At 47.2% G+C, this 17,859-nt stretch carries 20 protein-coding genes and 2 pseudogenes; 18 read left to right on the top strand and 4 right to left on the bottom strand.

Features of this window, described 5'->3' with window-relative positions; all coding sequences use genetic code 11:
* Nucleotides 1-2: 2 nt before the first annotated feature.
* Nucleotides 3-857 carry a pantoate--beta-alanine ligase gene (gene panC, locus C8D73_RS05710; protein WP_113077597.1) on the top strand — a complete coding sequence of 285 codons (855 nt, stop codon included), beginning with the start codon at nt 3-5 and terminating at the stop codon, nt 855-857.
* A complete protein-coding gene (gene panD, locus C8D73_RS05705; RefSeq protein WP_021718769.1) occupies nt 858-1,241 on the top strand; it encodes an aspartate 1-decarboxylase in 384 nt (127 codons plus the stop codon). It abuts the gene before it with no gap.
* A gap of 44 nt (nt 1,242-1,285) precedes the next feature.
* Here panD and C8D73_RS11545 read toward each other — a convergent pair.
* The 4 genes and pseudogenes from C8D73_RS11545 to C8D73_RS05690 form a co-directional block, all read right to left on the bottom strand.
* Nucleotides 1,286-1,654 (bottom strand): annotated as a pseudogene (locus tag C8D73_RS11545) (SbcC/MukB-like Walker B domain-containing protein); the annotation flags it as partial.
* Between the two features lie 1,380 nt (nt 1,655-3,034).
* A pseudogene (locus C8D73_RS11540) lies at nt 3,035-3,610 on the bottom strand (AAA family ATPase); the annotation flags it as partial.
* A 2-nt stretch (nt 3,611-3,612) separates the two neighbouring features.
* Nucleotides 3,613-4,755: an exonuclease SbcCD subunit D gene (locus C8D73_RS05695; protein ID WP_113077595.1), complete on the bottom strand. Its 1,143-nt coding sequence runs from the start codon at nt 4,753-4,755 to the stop codon at nt 3,613-3,615.
* A 13-nt stretch (nt 4,756-4,768) separates the two neighbouring features.
* Nucleotides 4,769-5,623 (bottom strand): patatin-like phospholipase family protein, encoded by an 855-nt coding sequence (locus tag C8D73_RS05690; RefSeq protein WP_170123175.1) that lies wholly within the window; start codon nt 5,621-5,623, stop codon nt 4,769-4,771.
* 137 nt (nt 5,624-5,760) lie between these two features.
* Here C8D73_RS05690 and C8D73_RS05685 point away from each other — a divergent pair, with 137 nt between their 5' ends.
* The 16 genes from C8D73_RS05685 (at nt 5,761) to madM (ending at nt 17,844) form a co-directional block, all read left to right on the top strand.
* A complete protein-coding gene (locus C8D73_RS05685; RefSeq protein ID WP_113077593.1) occupies nt 5,761-6,735 on the top strand; it encodes an asparaginase in 975 nt (324 codons plus the stop codon).
* Nucleotides 6,736-6,908: 173 nt separating this feature from the next.
* Nucleotides 6,909-7,349, top strand: coding sequence for a HutP family protein (locus C8D73_RS05680; RefSeq protein WP_021718764.1), 441 nt, complete (start codon nt 6,909-6,911; stop codon nt 7,347-7,349).
* Between the two features lie 399 nt (nt 7,350-7,748).
* Nucleotides 7,749-7,880 (top strand): hypothetical protein, encoded by a 132-nt coding sequence (locus tag C8D73_RS11440; protein WP_021718763.1) that lies wholly within the window; start codon nt 7,749-7,751, stop codon nt 7,878-7,880.
* Nucleotides 7,881-7,888: 8 nt separating this feature from the next.
* Complete coding sequence (madB, locus tag C8D73_RS05675) at nt 7,889-9,094, top strand: Na+-transporting malonate decarboxylase, carboxybiotin decarboxylase subunit (RefSeq protein ID WP_046430447.1); 1,206 nt, start codon at nt 7,889-7,891, stop codon at nt 9,092-9,094.
* A 22-nt stretch (nt 9,095-9,116) separates the two neighbouring features.
* On the top strand, nt 9,117-9,887 hold the full coding sequence (locus C8D73_RS05670) for a biotin--[acetyl-CoA-carboxylase] ligase (RefSeq protein WP_113077592.1): 771 nt from the start codon (nt 9,117-9,119) through the stop codon (nt 9,885-9,887).
* 27 nt (nt 9,888-9,914) lie between these two features.
* Nucleotides 9,915-10,352 (top strand): HutP family protein, encoded by a 438-nt coding sequence (locus C8D73_RS05665; RefSeq protein WP_113077591.1) that lies wholly within the window; start codon nt 9,915-9,917, stop codon nt 10,350-10,352.
* Nucleotides 10,353-10,497: 145 nt separating this feature from the next.
* The gene (gene mdcA, locus C8D73_RS05660; protein WP_370832956.1) at nt 10,498-12,156 is read left to right on the top strand and encodes a malonate decarboxylase subunit alpha; all 1,659 of its coding nucleotides are present in this window, start codon (nt 10,498-10,500) and stop codon (nt 12,154-12,156) included.
* A gap of 15 nt (nt 12,157-12,171) precedes the next feature.
* A complete protein-coding gene (gene mdcC, locus C8D73_RS05655; RefSeq protein ID WP_021718758.1) occupies nt 12,172-12,498 on the top strand; it encodes a malonate decarboxylase acyl carrier protein in 327 nt (108 codons plus the stop codon).
* 2 nt (nt 12,499-12,500) lie between these two features.
* On the top strand, nt 12,501-13,460 hold the full coding sequence (locus C8D73_RS05650; RefSeq protein WP_113077589.1) for a biotin-independent malonate decarboxylase subunit beta: 960 nt from the start codon (nt 12,501-12,503) through the stop codon (nt 13,458-13,460).
* Between the two features lie 14 nt (nt 13,461-13,474).
* On the top strand, nt 13,475-14,371 hold the full coding sequence (gene mdcE / locus C8D73_RS05645) for a biotin-independent malonate decarboxylase subunit gamma (RefSeq protein ID WP_370835240.1): 897 nt from the start codon (nt 13,475-13,477) through the stop codon (nt 14,369-14,371).
* Nucleotides 14,372-14,382: 11 nt separating this feature from the next.
* The gene (locus C8D73_RS05640; protein ID WP_113077587.1) at nt 14,383-15,486 is read left to right on the top strand and encodes an AMP-binding protein; all 1,104 of its coding nucleotides are present in this window, start codon (nt 14,383-14,385) and stop codon (nt 15,484-15,486) included.
* Entirely contained in the window at nt 15,468-16,154 is a 687-nt protein-coding gene (gene mdcG, locus C8D73_RS05635) for a malonate decarboxylase holo-[acyl-carrier-protein] synthase (protein ID WP_113077586.1), read from the top strand. The genes C8D73_RS05640 and mdcG overlap by 19 nt, the downstream gene beginning before the upstream one ends.
* Before the next feature lie 3 nt (nt 16,155-16,157).
* The gene (locus C8D73_RS05630; protein WP_113077585.1) at nt 16,158-16,367 is read left to right on the top strand and encodes an acyl-CoA carboxylase biotin carboxyl carrier protein subunit; all 210 of its coding nucleotides are present in this window, start codon (nt 16,158-16,160) and stop codon (nt 16,365-16,367) included.
* A gap of 32 nt (nt 16,368-16,399) precedes the next feature.
* Nucleotides 16,400-16,609, top strand: coding sequence for an acyl-CoA carboxylase biotin carboxyl carrier protein subunit (locus tag C8D73_RS05625; protein ID WP_021718753.1), 210 nt, complete (start codon nt 16,400-16,402; stop codon nt 16,607-16,609).
* A gap of 86 nt (nt 16,610-16,695) precedes the next feature.
* The gene (gene madL, locus C8D73_RS05620; protein ID WP_021718752.1) at nt 16,696-17,049 is read left to right on the top strand and encodes a malonate transporter subunit MadL; all 354 of its coding nucleotides are present in this window, start codon (nt 16,696-16,698) and stop codon (nt 17,047-17,049) included.
* Between the two features lie 27 nt (nt 17,050-17,076).
* The gene (gene madM, locus C8D73_RS05615; protein WP_113077584.1) at nt 17,077-17,844 is read left to right on the top strand and encodes a malonate transporter subunit MadM; all 768 of its coding nucleotides are present in this window, start codon (nt 17,077-17,079) and stop codon (nt 17,842-17,844) included.
* The last annotated feature ends 15 nt before the right edge of the window (nt 17,845-17,859 follow it).

The following is a 17,859-nucleotide window of genomic DNA, read 5'->3' as shown; positions in this document are numbered from 1 at the left end:
AAATGAAACTTTGCCAAACGACAGCGGATTTACAGGAAGAGGTAGCTTTAGCAAAGGCAGCGGGTAAAAGCATCGGTCTGGTACCGACTATGGGGGCTCTGCATGAAGGGCATGGTTCACTCATTGCTGCCGCACGTAAAGAGAATGAGCTGGTGATAGTCAGTGTTTTTGTCAATCCGACACAGTTTGGGCCGGGGGAGGATCTGGAAGCCTATCCGCGCACTTTGGAAGCAGATTGTATATTGGCAGGGAAAATGGGGGCCGATATCGTTTTTGCCCCTGCGGCTAAAGAAATGTATCCCAGTGCCGATATGACCTGGGTAGAGGTAACAGGTGATATTACAAAGGTTTTATGCGGCCGCAGCCGTCCCATACATTTTCGTGGCGTGACTACTGTTGTCAGCAAGCTGTTCAATCTGGCACAGCCTGACAGGGCGTATTTTGGGCAGAAGGACGCGCAGCAGGTACAGGTTATCAAACGAATGGTCAAAGATCTGTTTTTTAACGTTCAGCTGCGGATTATGCCGATCGTACGTGAGGCTGACGGCTTGGCTAAAAGTTCGCGTAATACTTATTTGAGCCAGGAAGAACGCACAGCCGGTTTGATTTTATCAAAAAGCCTGCGTTATGCGGAAGAACTTTTTAAGCAGGGTGAGCGTGACAGCAGTAGAATTGCAGCTGAAACTGCCAAGCTGATCGGTTCAGAGCCGTTGAGTGAGATTGACTATGTAGAAATTTATGAGCTGCCCGATCTGAAACCTGTTGCAGGTGATATTACCGGTTCGTGCCTATTGGCAGTAGCAGTGCGTTTTGGGACTACGCGGCTGATCGATAATGTGATTTTGGAGGTTGAATAAATGCTTTTGAATATGTTTCATGGAAAAATCCACCGTGCTACGGTGACAGAAGCCTGTCTAGAATATATGGGCAGTATTACCATTGATTCCGAGCTGTTGGAACTTTCCGGCATCATGCCGGGCGAGCGGGTACAGATCGTTGATAATAATAATGGCAGCCGCCTGGAAACCTATGTTATTGCAGGGGAACGCGGCAGCGGTGTGATTTGCCTTAATGGCGCTGCGGCACGCAAGGTCGTAGTGGGTGATACAGTGATCATTATCGCTTATGCGCTGATGACGCCTGAAGAGGCGGCAGGTTTTGAACCAAAGGTAGTTATGGTAGATGAAAATAACCGCCCTGTTAATGTGCGCGGAACAGAAAAAGAACGCGAAATAGGTTAATAAAAAACCTCCGTAAGCATTTGCCTGCGGAGGTTTTTGTTATGTTAGACGTGAAAAACAGCAGTACTGCCACGTTGGCCGGGGATTACTTCCAATCGGGCTGAAATGCGTTCGCGCAGCTCGCTGACGTGGGAAATGATTCCTACCAGACGCCCGCCTTTCTGCAGATCGGTAAGCGTGCGGATAGCCATATCCAGGGCTTCGGAGTCAAGCGTGCCAAAACCTTCATCGACCAGAATGGTATCAAGGCGGATACCTCCCGCATAGGCCTGTACTACATCGGAAAGCCCTAAGGCCAGCGAGAGTGAAGCCAGAAACAGTTCTCCGCCGCTAAGTGTTTTGACAGGACGGGCAACGCCTGTAAAGCTGTCGGTAACTTCAATGTTTAAACCGTTTTCCCTTCTGGCATCCAGAACATCACCGGTACGTGATAAACTGTAACGTCCACGGCTCATAGAGGTTAAACGTAGATTGGCGGCCTGCAGTACGTCGTCTAAAATAGCCTGCAAAACAAATGCGGAAAAGGTAAGTCGTGAGGGATTATTGCCTCTTGCGGTTTCTGCCAGAGAGGCCGCTGTTTGATAGGCATCCTGTAAAGTGCCCATCTTTTTTTCCAATTCCTGCAGCTGGAGCTGTGCTTTTTGCAGATCAGAAAGCTCTTTGGCGGTTACTGCCGTTTGAGCTGTCAGCTGACGGTAGAGAGCGTCTGCCTGCTGTTCCGCTGCTTTGCAGGCACTGAGTTCTGGCTCGGTCTTACCGTTGACGGCATTTTGAGCGCGTTGCAGGCGGTCTGTTGCTGCGGCCAGATTTTGTTCATAGGCGGCGATGGTCTGCTGCAGTTGTTTTCGCGTACCTTCAGTACGCAAAGCGGCAAGAAAGGCTGTCTGTGATTCAAAGTCTGAAGCGTCCAGGCGTTCTTTAAAATGTTCGCGCAGAGCGCTGAATTCTTTGGCAGCATTTACAGAAGCCGCCTGGTTTGCTTTCAGAGTAGCTTCGCAGCCTGCCAGATGCAGCTGAGCCTGCTGATAGCTTTGCTGCAGCAGCTGTAAGCTCTGGACCTGTCTGGTAATCGTCTGTGTTTTCAACTGCAGCTCAGATTTCTGGGCCGCAGTTATTGTAGCCGGGTGCGGATGCTGCAAAGCTCCGCAGACAGGACACGGTTCATTGTCAACGAGAGCCGCGGCCAGACGTTCTAATTCAGAAGTGACACCGGATAATTTAGCGGCTTCGCTGTGGAGCTGCAGGATCCGCTGGTTCAAAAGCTCCAGCGCTTTATCCAGGTTCGCAGTATCCTTGATACTTTGACCGTCAAGCTGTTGTAATTGTTCTGAAAGCTTTTGGTGCAGTTTCTGCAGCGCTGCTTGCGCCGCTGCTGTTGCCTGCTGAGCGCTTTGTTCGGCTGACAGACATTCCTGGTTGTGTTTATGTGCGCGCAGGGTAGAGTTGTAAATTTCTTCCAGCAGTGCGGCTTTATCAGCCTGTGCTGCTTCAGTTTTTGCAGTTTCAACAGCGCTGCGCTGTTCTGTCAAAGTTAAGAAAGCCGTTCGTGCTGCAGTTGCTTCCACAAAAGCATTATGCAGCTCCTGAGCCTGCTGCAATTGCATTTTTGCTGCTGCAAGCTGTGCGGAAGCAGTCTGCAGTGCAGCCGTTTCTTCCTTTTGCCGCTGCAGAAATATTTGTATGTTAGCAAGAAGCTGGTCGTTGTTTTCACATTCGGTGCTGTTCAAAATAAACTGTTGTTGTTGTTTAAGTGCTTTATAATCGTTGTCGATAGCAGTGCTGCGTTCTGCCATCAGTGCTTCGATACGCCGGTACAGCTCGGTTTTAAAGATCGTTTCCAGAATCGCCTTGCGGTCTTTCGATTCAGCGATCAGAAACCGTCGGAATTCTCCCTGGGGCAACAAAACTATTTGACGGAACTGTTCCGCTTTAAACCCAATAAGTTCTGTAATTTTTCTGGTCACTTCGTCACTTTTTGCGGCCAGCGGTTCCTTGCTGCCGTCAGTAAGGATTTTAAAAAGGGCGGCGGCTGCCGGTACCTTTCGAGTGCCCTCGCCGCGTTGCTTTTTTAATTCCTGCTCGGGAGATCTCAGTACCTGATAGATATATTCCCCGCTTTTAAAGGTAAATTCTACTTCGGTTTTTTGTTCGGCGGGAGCGTAGTCGCTGCGCAGGTTTTTACTTTCGCGCAGATCGCCGCTGGCGCTGCCGTATAAAGCGAAGCTGATCGCATCTAAAATAGTAGTTTTACCGGAACCGGTCGGTCCGTGGATCAGGAAAAAGTTTTTATCTCCTAAAAGCGTGAAGTCAATAATTTGCTCACCGGCGTAAGCACCAAAGGCCCGCATGGTAAGTTGTAATGGTTTCATGGTCAGGCCTGCCTTTCTGTCTGCACTTCGCTGTTAATAATGTCCGATAAAAGGGATTTTTCGCTTTCGGTGAGCTGACGATTGTTGACTTGTGTAAAAAAAGCTTCAAAAAGCTCGGAGGTACCAAGCTTTTTATGATTTACTGCGGCAGTGTCCGCATAGCGGCCAGTATGCAGCCGTGCGTATTCTAAATGCAGTATATTGGGGTAGACCTGTTCCAGCCGGTATTTTGCGTCCAGTATCGGCTGTTCGTCAGTCAGAGTTACCTGCAGATAACAATCATACAATTCCGGCTGCGGCTTGCTGACTAATTCAGAAAAACTGCCGTGCAGACAGGCCAGTTCCCGGCGAGGCTTGAGCTGTACTGTTTCAACAGTAATACTGCCGTCTGCGGCCATATCGATAATATGTACGCCCTTGGACTGCTGGACTTCATTAAAAGAATATTTGAGCAGGGAACCGCTGTAACGTACCTTGCTGCTGCCGTTCTGGCAGGCGTGCAGATGTCCTAAAGCCGCATAATTAAACGGGGCAAAGCAGTCGATGCCTACGGTGGTTGCTCCGCCGATAGCCAAAGGGCGTTCGCTGTCCGGAGATTCCTGCGCTCCTGTCAGAAAGACATGCGCCAGCGCAACCTTACGCGCTGTATCAGGGATCTGTCTTAACTGGTTGCTTATCTGCCAGCGAACAACATCTTCGTGTGTTTTTAAAGGCTGCCGGAGCAGTTCGGACGCTGCCAGGGGCTCGCCATAAGTCAGCGGTGCAAAATAAACTGGCCCGTAGGTATCATATAATACAACGGGCTGGGTAGAAGGGCTGACTGGCCCGGTGATATAAAGCTTGTTCTGAGATAACAGGCTTTGACCGAAGCCGAGACGGTCGGCATTATCGTGATTGCCGGCGATCATAATGACATTTTTGCTGGCCTCCTGGACTAAACGGCGCAGAACCTCGTCCAGCAGGGTCACTGCCTGTGTCGGCGGTACGGCGCGGTCATAAATGTCGCCGGCGATCAGGACGGCGTCAACATTACTTTCTTTGACCAGGGCGATTAATTCTTCCAGTACTATAGCCTGATCGTCGGTCATATGTAAGCCGTGAAAAATACGGCCCAGGTGCCAGTCGGAAGTATGTAAAAAACGCATGGTTCCTCCTTTATTACTTACGATAAAGCTGCATGATTTCGTGAAATTTTGCTAATCCGCATTCGATACCGTGATCGTGCAGCTTTAAAAGCTGCTGCGGTTTCTGGTCCAGTCTGCCGATCTTTAAAGGTACGGTTGGACGGATGATAACGGCCTTGCCGTCCTGTTCCAGTTGTTCGGCAAAAGCAAGCTGGTCATTATATAGGTCAGGACGTCTGGCCATGGTTTCCCATAATTTAGGATAGTGTTTATAGACGAGGCGCAGCAGATATTGCGGTACCGGGTGTTTTTTACGGTAACCGGCATTACGGGTAAGTACGATAACGAATTTCTGATAACCGTCAGCAATGGATTTGCTGATAGGTATGGGCTCTACTATAGCTCCGTCTAATAATTTATGGCCGCCGATGGTGACGACAGGAGCAAAAAAGGGCAATGAAGCGGATGCGCGCAGCGGCAGAAAATCTTTATCCATATCGCCCTGGGTATACCAGACAGGCTTGCCTGTGATAACATCGGTCGTGCCGACATAAAGCTGTCCGGGATATTTACGAAAAGCTTCATAGTCAAAAGGCAGCAGATTCTGCGGCAGTTCTTTGAGAATGAAGTCAAAACCAAAAAGTGAACGGGTCCTGAGCCAGTTGCTCAGGCTGCAGTAACGTTTATCACCAACATAATTTTGAATGACACGTCTGGTACGCAGCGGCTGCTGTGACATATAGGAAACAATATTGCAGGCACCTGCAGAAACGCCGACAATATGCGGGAAAATAAGTTCTTTCTGCATGAATGCTTCAAAAACTCCGGCGGAAAACATGCCCCGCATACCGCCGCCTTCCAAAACCAGGCTGATACCGCTTACTATCATACATGACACCTCGTAATCAATGATATAAATATTATACACCATTTGTAATGCCAGCGGGAATTTGGGTGGCAGGAAATTGTCTGCCGGCGGCTGATATGTTATGATGAAGTAAATAATGATGCAAGGAAGGTGCGAGCATGAAAAAAGTTGTTGTAATGACTACAGGCGGTACTATTGCCATGAAATATGATCCTGTGACGCAGGGCCTGATCCCGGCTGTCAGTGGTGATGATTTGATCGAAGCCGTCCCGGCACTGCGGGAGATTGCCGAAGTGGAGGTAGTTGAATTTTCCAATGTGCCCAGCGGTCACATAACACCGCAGATGATGTTTGATTTGGCAAAAATGGCTGATCGGTATGCAGAGCGGGAAGACGTCAGCGGCATTGTTGTGACCCACGGGACAGATACACTGGAAGAAACAGCTTATATGTTAGGTTTGGCAGTAAAAACGAACAAGCCTGTCTGTCTTACAGGAGCCATGCGCGGCGCTTCAGAAACAGGACCGGACGGACCGGCAAATATCCTGGCGGCAGTAATGGTCGCTGCCAGCGATGAAGCCTTGGGCAAAGGCGCATTACTTATTTTTAACGATGAGATACATGCCGCTGCAGAAGTTACCAAAACGCATACTACGTCCTGTGCTACATTTCATTCGCCGGGCTGGGGTCCTATAGGGCATATTTATTTTGACAGAGTGGTTTTTCGACGTCAGCCGCTGAATCTTGAAAAAATCTGTCCGGCAGTGCTGGCAGAAGATGTCTGTTTGCTGAAAACCTATGCGGGGATGGATGCGTATTTATTTAAAATGCTGGCGGAAAAGCCGGTACAGGGATTGGTAGTTGAAGCTTTAGGCTGCGGGAATGTGCCGCCGGCAGTTAAGGAAGGTATCGAATATGTGCGGAGCAGGGATATTCCTGTAGTTTTGGCTTCACGTGTTCATACGGGGCGTGTAGTTCCGGCGTACAGTTATTTTGGCAGTGCCAGGTCAATGGAAGCAAGTAAGATCATTCTGGGCGGGGAATTAACAGGACAGAAAGCCAGAATAAAGCTGATGCTGGCTTTGGGACTGACGAAGGAAAATGAGGAACTGCGCAGATTTTTTGATAACTGAGCGGAATTTGCAGTTAAATGGAAAACGATAACTAATAATTAAAAAACTTTGCGTTTATGCTTAAAATTGGTGTAAACGCAAAGTTCTTTGTTTTTTTGGAACAGAAATTTGTGATGTGGGGGGGTACATGTTATAATAATCGTACTTGAAAAGTAGAAAGAGAGGGTGCAGAGATGAAGGAGCAACATGATATTTTGACGGGTATGCTGAATTGTACCGAGGCTGCATCAATTTTGTTAGCAATGACGACATCACTGGCCGATGAAAATGCTTTAAAAGAGCTGTTACAGAAACAAGGTTACAAATTTGCTGTTACGGAACTTGGCGGCGATGCATCTAAAAGCGAATTTAGAGAAAAAATGACACGGTCAATTATTGGAGCCTGTCTCAACTGTAGTGTTATTTCAAAAACTGCGCAGGAGATACATGCGGTATTACATGCAGCAGCTGATGCAAAATCTGGTTATTCCCAGAACCTGCTTCAGGCCAATATTTCGTGTAAGGTTGCGATTGTAAGAGGAAATGGATGGATTGCCGTAACTTTTTATGGAGATTCAGCGGCGCATTATATCACTAATCATAAACGCATGGGTTTTGGCATTATGCATATATAGAAAAGTTTGAAAATATTTAACAAATAATTGACAAATCGATTTTTTGTGTTATTATAAAAGCGTAGAGAATATGAGAGCTTTACCAAGAGAGTATTTGAGAGTTTTCAAAATAGTTTATTACAACTGCATAGTGGTGACGGAGTGATAGTGATTCTATTACTTCGTCTTTTTATTTTTAAGCATGTTTCAATGACGGACAAGGCACCGGTAAAAACCGGTTAGGATAAAGTCTTGTGAGTGTGCGAGTGTTTGGCATTAATTTTCCTGATTGGCAATTGCAAAGTGGTGAAAGAGAGATGGAGATGATTCTGTTTCTCTATTTTTTTTACCATAATTTGGTTATCCGGAAACCGACAGTTGATACGCCAGGAAAGAAAAGTTTGAAAGGGGTTTGAAGCAATGAATGTTTATGCGTATGCAGGATTTTCTTACTTGTTCACTGCGGCTATTTCGTTGTTTATGATTGGCGTAGTGGTATTGCTCAATAAATTGATGGGCAATAATAATTCTAATGGAGAAGGGATGGAATAACGATGGAAATGAGTCTGGTCGCAACATTGTTTCCTGGTATTGCCAGTTTATTTGTGCAAGATCCTGTAATCGCCTGTGCGCGTATTTTTATGATAATTTTCGGTTTTATTCTGGCTTATCTGGGCTTTAAGAGAACCTTAGAGCCTTTGATCATGGTACCGATGGGTGTTGGTATGATTTGTATCAACTGCGGCGTACTTTTTTTAGACGGCGGTAAGCTTGGCACTTTGTTTTTGGATCCGCTCGTTTCAGAACCGGGCGCATTGATGAATATCATGCAGATCAATTTTTTGCAGCCGATCTATAATTTGACCTTCAGCAACAGTCTGGTAGCCTGTCTGGTTTTTATGGGCATTGGGGCTATGTGTGAAATTGGTTTTATTTTGGCTAATCCGTGGACTTCCATCATTATTGCTATTTTTGCCGAAGCAGGTACCTTTGTTACGCTTATTCTGGGTGTGAATCTTGGATTGACTCCACCGGAAGCTGCTGCTGTAGCTTCGATCGGCGGTGCTGATGGACCGATGGTTCTGTTTACTTCCTTGATGCTGGCTCCGGAACTGTTCGTCCCGATTTCCGTTATTGCTTATCTTTATTTAAGCCTGACTTATGCAGGCTATCCGACATTAGTAAAAATGCTGGTGCCTAAAAAATATCGTGGTATCGATATCATTTTTGATGCTCCTGAAATTCCGAAAACCAAAAAATTTATTTTTATTTTAGTATGCTGTGCTTTGTTATGTATTTTATTGCCGATGGCGGCGCCGTTGATCATGTCCTTCTTCCTGGGTATGACGATCAAAGAAGCTGAAATCGTTCCGTATCAGGATCTGCTGGAAAACGTTATCCTTTATGCTGCTACTTTGATGCTGGGTCTTTTGCTTGGCACTTTATGCGAAGCCTCTACCCTGCTTAATCCCAAAGTTGCACCGCTGATCATTCTTGGTGTGGTAGCTTTGGCAGTATCAGGTGCTGTTGGTGTTTTAGGCGGCTGGATAGTTTACAAATTCAAAAAAGGAAATTTCAATCCTGTTGTTGGTATTGCCGGTATTTCCTGTGTGCCGACTACTGCTAAAATCGCTCAGCATATAGCTGAAGATGAAGATCCGTTCGCCGTAATAATGCCGGTGGCAATGGGGGCTAATATCGGCGGCGTTATCGTCTCGGCAATTGCCTGCGGCGTCTTCATTTCGACGATCCACCTGGTTAAGTAAAATTTGAGACGGGGCAATAAAGATGGTAGAAATAAAGAAGATACTGCACAATAAAATATATTATTATGAGCAGTTGGATTCTACTAATCTGAAAGCGCTGGAGCTTGCAAAGCAGGGGGCAGCAGAAGGTACAATTGTTATTGCCGCAAGGCAGACTGCCGGACGAGGACGAATGCGGCGGAAATGGGAATCACCGGAGGGGAAGGGATTGTGGTTTTCCATGATCCTCAGACCAACGATAGCTGCCGAATACTGTGCCCAAATAACGCTGCTGACAGCCGTTGCTGCGGTGAAAGCTTTGCAGGTGCTAACTGATAAAAAATTTTCTATAAAATGGCCCAACGATATCATGCTGGACGGTAAAAAAGTCTGTGGTATTTTAGCAGAAATGGCACTGACTGCTGATGGCAGTATCGAGTACGCCGTTGTTGGCATTGGTATCAACATAAATATGTCTTCTGAAGATTTCGGAGCCCAGCTAGAAGCTACAGCCACTTCTCTTTATCTGGCAACGGGCATCGAATACGAGCATGAACAGGTCCTCAAGGCGTTTCTGGATGAATTCGATCTGCTTTACTCTCACTGGCACTGCTGCGGTTTTGCTTTGATCAGGCAGGACTGGCTGGACTACAGCTGTACACTGGGTCATAAGGTTACAGTAAGGGATAATGATACAGAGATTTATTCCGGAGTGGCGGAAGACATGGATGATTATGGGAGTTTGCTTGTACGAAATGCTGCGGGAAAAATCGAAAGCTTCGATTTTGGTGAAATAAGCATCCGTAGCTGCTGAGGTTGCAGTAAAGGGAGGGACTGAGAGATGGAAGCGTTTTTACAGGGTGAAAGTGTTAAAAGCGTAGGCGTAGCGGCAATGCTGCTGGCGCTAACACGTACGCTGAAGGACGAGGAAACGGCTAAAAGAGCGCTGACTGAAGTTGGTCATAAATTTGTAGTGACAGAGGTCGGCGGAAAAACTTCTTATGATGATTTTCACGAAAAGGTGAACAGGGCCGTAATTGGGGCCAGTCTCAATTCTGGAATCATTGAAAAGACGGCTAATGATATTCACGCTTTGATTCACGCTACGGAGGAAGCTAAAAAAGGTATTTTAGTCAGCGTTTCTTCCAGCGCCAGTCTGGCGCTGAAAATAGCGGTTGTACGTGATGATGGCTGGCTGGCGGTGGCATTGTTCGGTAAATCGGCACTGCATTATATGACTAATCATGAACGGGCCGGTTTGGGAGTTATGCATATATAGATCCGGGTGAAAGTAAATAGTGGTGAATGAGAGAATGAAGGCGCAGTTTGCAGCTGTGCTTTGTTCTCTCTTTTTTTATCCGGGTTCGGTATATATGAAGCAGTTTTGTAATAAGAAAGGAGAGAATGTAATGGAGCTTAAAGGTATTACGCGTGAGTGGGACTCTTTAAAGAAAGATGCTGCGGCAAGAGCTGCCTCAGCTGCCCCTTACGTCAAAGAAGGAAAAATCGTTGATGCCAAAGATGCAGTCGCTTTACTGGAGGCTGTTATTAAACCCGGTGATAAGGTCAACATCGAGGGCAACAACCAGAAACAGGCCGATTTTCTGGCGAAAACACTCTGCCAGGTAGATCCTGGTAAGGTGCATGATCTGCACATGGTACAGTCTGTTTTGACCTTGCCTGAACATCTAGATGTTTTTGAAAAAGGTATCGCTAAAAAGCTGGATATGTCCTTTTCCGGCCCGCAGGCAGGCCGAATTGCCGAATTTTTAAAAGAAGGCAAATTGGAGCTGGGAGCTATCCATACTTATTTGGAACTGTATGGACGTTATTTTGTTGATTTGACTCCGCGTGTCGCATTGATTGCGGCAACGAAGGCTGATCGCCATGGCAATCTGTTTACCGGTTTCAGCACTGAGGATACTCCGGCGATCGTAGAAGCGACTAAATTCCGTCAGGGTATCGTTATTGCGCAGGTCAACGAGATCGTAGACGAGCTGCCGCGCGTTGATATCCCCGGTGATTGGGTCGATTATGTTATTCAATCTCCGAAACCGTTTTACATCGAACCGCTCTTTACACGTGATCCGGCACTGATTACTGATGCTCAGGTTTTAAAGGGCATGATGGCGATCAAAGGTATCTATGGCGAGTATGGTATTAAAAGCCTGAACCATGGTATCGGTTTTGATACGGCTGCAATCGAGCTGCTGTTACCGACTTATGGTGAGGAGCTGGGATTGAAAGGCAAGATCTGCACCAATTTTATTTTGAATCCGCATCCTTCGATGATCCCGGCTATTGAAAGCGGTTGGGTCGAATCGATCCACTGCTTCGGCGGTGAATTGGGAATGGATGAGTATGTAGCTGCCCGCAGTGATATTTTCTTTGTCGGGCCGGATGGTTCGATGCGTTCAAACCGTGCTTTTTCTCAGACGGCAGGACATTATGCTATTGATATGTTTATCGGCGGCACATTGCAGATCGATCCTTATGGCAACAGTTCTACAGCTACGGCTAACCGTGTGGCAGGCTTCGGCGGCGCTCCAAATATGGGCTGCGACCCGAAAGGCCGTCGTCATTCTTCCGAAGCATGGCTTAAATGCGGTGAAGAATATGGCGTTAAAGAAGCAATGTGGGGACCTGTACACCGCGGCAAACGCCTGGTCGTACAATTGGCCGAAACCTTCCGTGAAAAACTGGCGCCTGGCTTCGTAGAGGAACTGGATGCTTTTGCTTTGGCTAAAAACGCTAATCTGCCGATTGAACCGGTTATGATCTACGGCGATGACCTGACTCATATCATTACCGAGGAAGGTATCGCATACCTGCATAAATGCAGAAATATGGAAGAACGTACTGCCGCTATCCGTGGTATCGCAGGCTTTACCGAAGTCGGTATGAAGGCTGATCCGAAAGAGACCCTGCGTCTGCGTGATCTTGGCGTTATCAAGACTGCCGATGATCTTGGTATTGATATGAGCAGAGCTAACCGTTCCATGCTGGCGGCTAAAAACGTACATGACCTGGTCGTTTGGTCTAAAGGTCTGTATAATCCGCCTGCTAAATTCAGAAACTGGTAAGAGGAGGAGATTAACGTGGCATTACAGGTTTTGGAATTTGAATTTAAATCTGCTGCAACACAGGAAATCGCTAAGGAATGGTCGCATCTTGGTGTAACCGGTTCCGGCGATTTGGAAGTACTTATGGAAAAGAAAGCTTTGAACGGCGGCGTTAAAGCCAAAGTAGTTACTCCTGTTAAAGGCTTTGATGCGGTTTGGGAAAAAATGCTCGGAAAATTTGTAACTGATACAGGTGTTGGCAATGTAAGTATCGAGATCAACGATGATAACGCCACCCCGATCGTTGTTTATATGAGATTACGCCAGGCACTGGCAGAAGCTACTGCAAAGGAGGCTGAATAATTATGAAAAACTGGACTGAACTTGAAAACAGCAGCTTCTTTGACGCTAATGCCCGTGAACGTGCTTTGGGCATGGTTGACAAAGGGACCTTTACGGAGTTTTTAAATCCGCTGGATCGTTATTGCAGCCCGCATCTGCCGGTACTTGGGACTGCTGTGGAATTTGATGACGGTACTGTCTGCGGCGTTGGTTTGCTGGGCAAGCATCCTGTTTTTGTAGTATCAATGGAAGGGAAATTTATTGGCGGCGCTATTGGCGAGGTCAATGGCGGTAAAATGGTCGCAACTATTCGCCTGGCATTGAAGGCGGCTGCTGACATTAAAGCTAAATATCCTGAAGAATATGCTGCAAGACGTCCGCTGGTCGCGGTTTCTTTTGAAACCGGCGGCGTACGTCTGCACGAAGCCAATGCCGGACTTCTGGCCCATGCCGAAGTAATGGATGCCTTCCAGGACTGCCGCGGTATCGTTCCGGTAGTAGCGGTAGTTGGCAGTAAAGTCGGCTGCTTTGGCGGTATGGGCTTTGTAGCTGCAGCTACCGACGTCATTGTGATGAATGAAGAAGGGCGTATCGGCCTGACTGGTCCGGAAGTAATCGAACAGGAAATGGGCAAAGACGAATTTGACGCTTCCAACAAGGCTTTGGTTTACCGGACAACCGGCGCTAAACATAAATATATCATTCAGGATTGTAACTATCTTGTTGAAGATAAAATCGGTGAGTTCCATAAAACTCTGGCTGAAGTGGCTGAGATACCAATGGCTGAGATCGAAAAAATGCGCCGTATCGGTTCTCTGAAGCTGGTACAGGAACAGCAGGAGCTGGTGAAGCTTGTTGGAGATATGCAGCCGAAGGATTCGATGGATCTGTGGAAATATTTCGGTAATGAAGATCCGGCAGCTTTGCCTGAGATGACGACAGCGGAATTCCTTAAAGTAGTAAAACGCAGAGTACGCAGTTAAGGAAAAGGAGGAATATGAACATGGAAGAATTGGACAACACTATGATAGGTCGCGGACGCGATGCTATTGATATGATCATCGATAAAGATTCCTTCCAGGAAAATATCATTGACGGTTACAGCTTCGATCCTGATTATGGCCCCGGGTCTGTTGTCGGTACTGCTAAGCTGAACGGCAAACCGACTACGATCATCGCTAATGATGCGATGGCGTTTAACGACAGATTTCCTGTTGTTTTCGGCGGTGTCATCGGACTTGAGGAAGGTTATAAGATGGCAACGGCAGTTTATCGGACTATGGAAGCCGATAAGGATAAACCGCTGCCTGAGAAACGCGCTATCGTTTTGATAGTTGATACTCCTGGTAACGGTCCCGGCAAAATGGAAGAAATCGCCGGTATGAATAAATCCACAGGCGGTTATCAGCTGGCTTTAGCCGAAGCACGCAAAGCAGGACATCCAATCGTGGCCATGGTCATTGGCCGCGCAATTTCCGGAGCTTTTCTGTGCCATGGTTTGCAGGCCGACCATATTCTGGCCCTTTCCAAAGATTTCGGCACCATGATCCATGTTATGCCGCTGACCTCCATTGCCAGGATCACGAAAATGGATATCGAACGGTTGGAAGAGCTTTCTACCAGCAATCCTGTTTTTGCAGCCGGTGTAGATTTCTTCTACAAACTGGGCGGCGTACAGGAAATTGTCAATCAAGTAGAAGATATGCGGGAAGTAATTATCCGGCATATCGATGAGGTTGCTAAATTAAAGGCTGAAGGGAAAGGCGAACTGCTCGGTCCCTGGGGCAGAGGTATTCTAGGCAATGAGCGGGGCGGACGGACACATAGAATGGAAGCTATTGCCAAGGTCAATGCAGAATTTGCTGCAGTTGCCGATAAATATATCAACGCGTAAGGAGATTGCAGATGAACAGCTTGCTTCAGGAAATAAGCCTGCTGGTCGAAGATTTCGGTTCTGCTCCCAAACTGGAGGAGATGCCGAAGCGTACTTTGGCGGATAAAGGCATTGCCGGGCCGACGGCGGCTCATGTTATTGAAGATGTTCATACGCCTTTGAATCTTGCTTATCTTACCTTTACAACGGGAACATCGGCTTTTCAAAATATCGTCGGAGTTACCTATGCTGAATTGCCGGCACGCATCAGAGCTTCGGTCAGGATCTTAGAGCGCGCTGGACTAAAGCGCGGCGATAAGCTGCTTGTTACTTATCCGCCGCTGGTAAATGTTTTTTCAGGGCAGGCTTTAAAAGATTTTGGTTTGAAATGGTCGTTTTTAGTGCGCTCCAGCCGTGATGCCTTTCTGGCAGCGCTGTATAAAGAGAGGCCTGCAGCTGTGGTGGGTGAGTCTGCGTTTTTACGGGCGGCACTGACAGATGCTAAAAATATGGGCGTTGCTGAAGATCTGCCTAAAGGAGTAAAGCTGTTGACTGCTGGTACGCCTCTGGATCTGGAGTTGCTGCCGGTGGCGCAGGAACTTCTGCAGGCGGAAGTACATGATTTATACGGCTGCCAGGAAATAGGCTGGCTGGCTATGGACGGTATCCCTGTCAGGGACGATATCGAACTGACACCGGCGGCCATCAGGGGCGGACAGCAATATTATGAGCTGATAGCAGGCGGCCTGCCGATGGGTGACAGTTTTCCGTGTTCAGAGTCGGGACATGTCTGTAATAAGGCCGGTAAGATCATTACTTACCGCCGGGAACGGACTTATCCGGAGTATGAAGTGATCGTAAAAGCTACTACTCTGGCCTCAGCCGTTACCTTAAACAGGGTGGCCCGCAGTATTTTGAGGATTAAAGGCCGGATCGTCAAGGTCAGTCCTGAAGTACAGGTCAATGCCGAACAAACAATATTGGAACTGCGGGGCGATCCTATATCAGGAATTGAAATACCTTCTGTTACAATCACCGGGCCTGTACAGACGGAATTTTTCGACACTATGGTACAGGCGCAGCTTGATTATCAGCAGAACAGTAAGGCGGATCCCGTATGGACAAAACGCAGTTAAAAAGGCATGACCTGGTTTATCCGAGCAGTATCGGCAGGGCAAGGCTGAAACAAGTGTTTTTAAACGAGCTGACAGGGGAAAAGGCATTTTTAGCGGCGGATATTTTCCGCGCTGACAGCGTTATTCCCGGAATAGTCAGACGTGCGGAAGTACTTTCGGCAGACGTGATACCGTTGGGCTTTGTGCATCCGCAGCTATGTGAGGGACGGCGGTTACGCCTGACAGCAGAGCTGGAGGTAGGCGAAGCAGTTAAATTGAAACGGCCTTATGAGCTTGCGGCAGCTGAATTTAAAGTATCTACGAATTGTCTGGCAGCGGCGCAGGCGGCATGCAGCTATGCGGCAGAGAGGCGGCTGAAACTGGGAATTTTAGGTTCGGCCGGGTTGGAAATAGCTACCGGTTTACCTTTTACCAACAGCGAATCTGATCTTGATCTGTTGATAACGGGATTGTCTTTGCAGCAGCTGCAGGAGGTATATACAGAACTGCAGGCCATTGGAAAGAAGTTTCAGGTAGACATTGATCTGGAAACGGAGCTTATTAATGGCTATGGTATTAAGGCGGCTGAATTATTTCAGCCGACACAGACAGTTTTAGGCAAGAGTTTACAGGATGTACAAATATTAAAGAAAAAGACAGTTGTGGAAATACTGTCACAGGAGGCATAAATCATGGAAATTAAATCTCGCGTACCCGGTAAAATCGTTCGCTTTGAAAAACAAATAGGCGACAGCGTTGAAGTAAAAGACGTACTGATAGTAATGGAAGCAATGAAAATGAAACAGCTGGTACCTTCCCCGGTAGCCGGAGTAGTCAAAGAATATAAAGTGCAGCCCGGCGACCGCGTAAGTGCCGGTCAGGTCATTGCCGTAGTCGAATAAGAGCAGACTAAAATTTAAGGAGATGTCGAATCATGGAAATTAAATCCCGCGTACCCGGTAAAATAGTTCGCTTTGAAAAACAAGTAGGCGACAGCGTTGAAGTAAAAGACGTACTGATAGTAATGGAAGCAATGAAAATGAAACAGCTGGTACCTTCCCCGGTAGCCGGAGTAGTCAAAGAATATAAAGTGCAGCCCGGCGACCGCGTAAGTGCCGGTCAGGTTATTGCCGTAGTTGAATAAGTAAATTTTTACCGTTGCCTTTAGTTGTTTCGCTCCCCTTGAGTGGGGAGCGATAATAAAAAATTGTACTAAGGTGGTGTAATCTCATGATTATTTATGGTGTTGCGTTATTAGCATTTTGTTTTTTAACAGGTAATTACATTGGCGATATTTTAGGCGCGCTTCTGGGTGTTAAAGCTAATGTCGGCGGGGTTGGTTTTGCTATGCTGCTGCTGATTATTCTTACCAATAAAGGTATAGATGCAGGCTGGCTTGATAAAAAGGGTCAGGAGGGTATCGCGTTCTGGAGTGCCATGTATATTCCCATCGTTGTGGCTATGAGTTCCATTCAGGACGTTGTCGCCGCTTTATCCGGCGGAACGATCGCTGTATTGGGCGGAGTACTGGGCGTAGCCCTCGGCTTTGTCTTTATTCCTATTTTAAGAAAATTTGGTGCATAGTCATAAAAAGAATGGGAGGCGTTTTATATGGATTTCGCAGCAATGTTCATTAAACTTATTACTAAAAACGGATTAGTTGCGGCTTTTATTATCATCGGTATCACTACCTGGATTGCCTATAAAATCGGCGGTTTGACCAAGGGACGTATCCATGGCTCCGCAATTGCGATCTTCTTCGGTCTGATTCTGGCATATATCGGCGGTGTAGTCGGCGGCGGTCATAAAGGTTTGGCGAGCATTCCGATGTTTGCCGGCGTTGGTGTTATGGGCGGAGCTATGTTCCGTGATTTTGCCATCGTTTCCACTGCTTTTGGCGCTGACCTGCGTGAAATCAAAAAAGTTGGTCTTGTAGGTGTACTTTCGCTTATTTTTGGCTTATTGACTTCCTGGGTAGCAGGTGTGGGTGCGGCTTATGCCATGGGCTATACTGATTCTGTAAGTCTGGTAACCATCGGCGCCGGTGTGGCAACCTTTGTTGTAGGACCTGTAACAGGGGCTTCACTGGGCGCGTCTTCTGAGGTTATAGCCATCAGCATCGCAGCCGGCGTTGTTAAATCTGTTCTGGTTATGATTCTGACTCCATTTGTTGCTAAATTTGTCGGACTTGATAATCCTCAGTCCGCCATGATCTATGGCGGCTTGATGGGTACTACTTCCGGTACGGCTGCCGGTATGGCCGCAGTCGATCCCAAACTGGTTCCGTATGCGGCAATGACAGCTACATTCTATACCGGTTCCGGTTGTCTGGTATTTCCGTCAATTCTGTATTTTGCAACAAAAGCTATTTTTGGTTAAGTAATGATCCCGGCA

This window comes from Phascolarctobacterium faecium DSM 14760, assembly GCF_003269275.1.
Classification (GTDB): Bacteria; Bacillota; Negativicutes; order Acidaminococcales; family Acidaminococcaceae; genus Phascolarctobacterium; species Phascolarctobacterium faecium.
The sequence above is the reverse complement of the archived record's forward strand: the minus strand, read 5'-3'. Positions and strand labels throughout refer to the sequence as shown.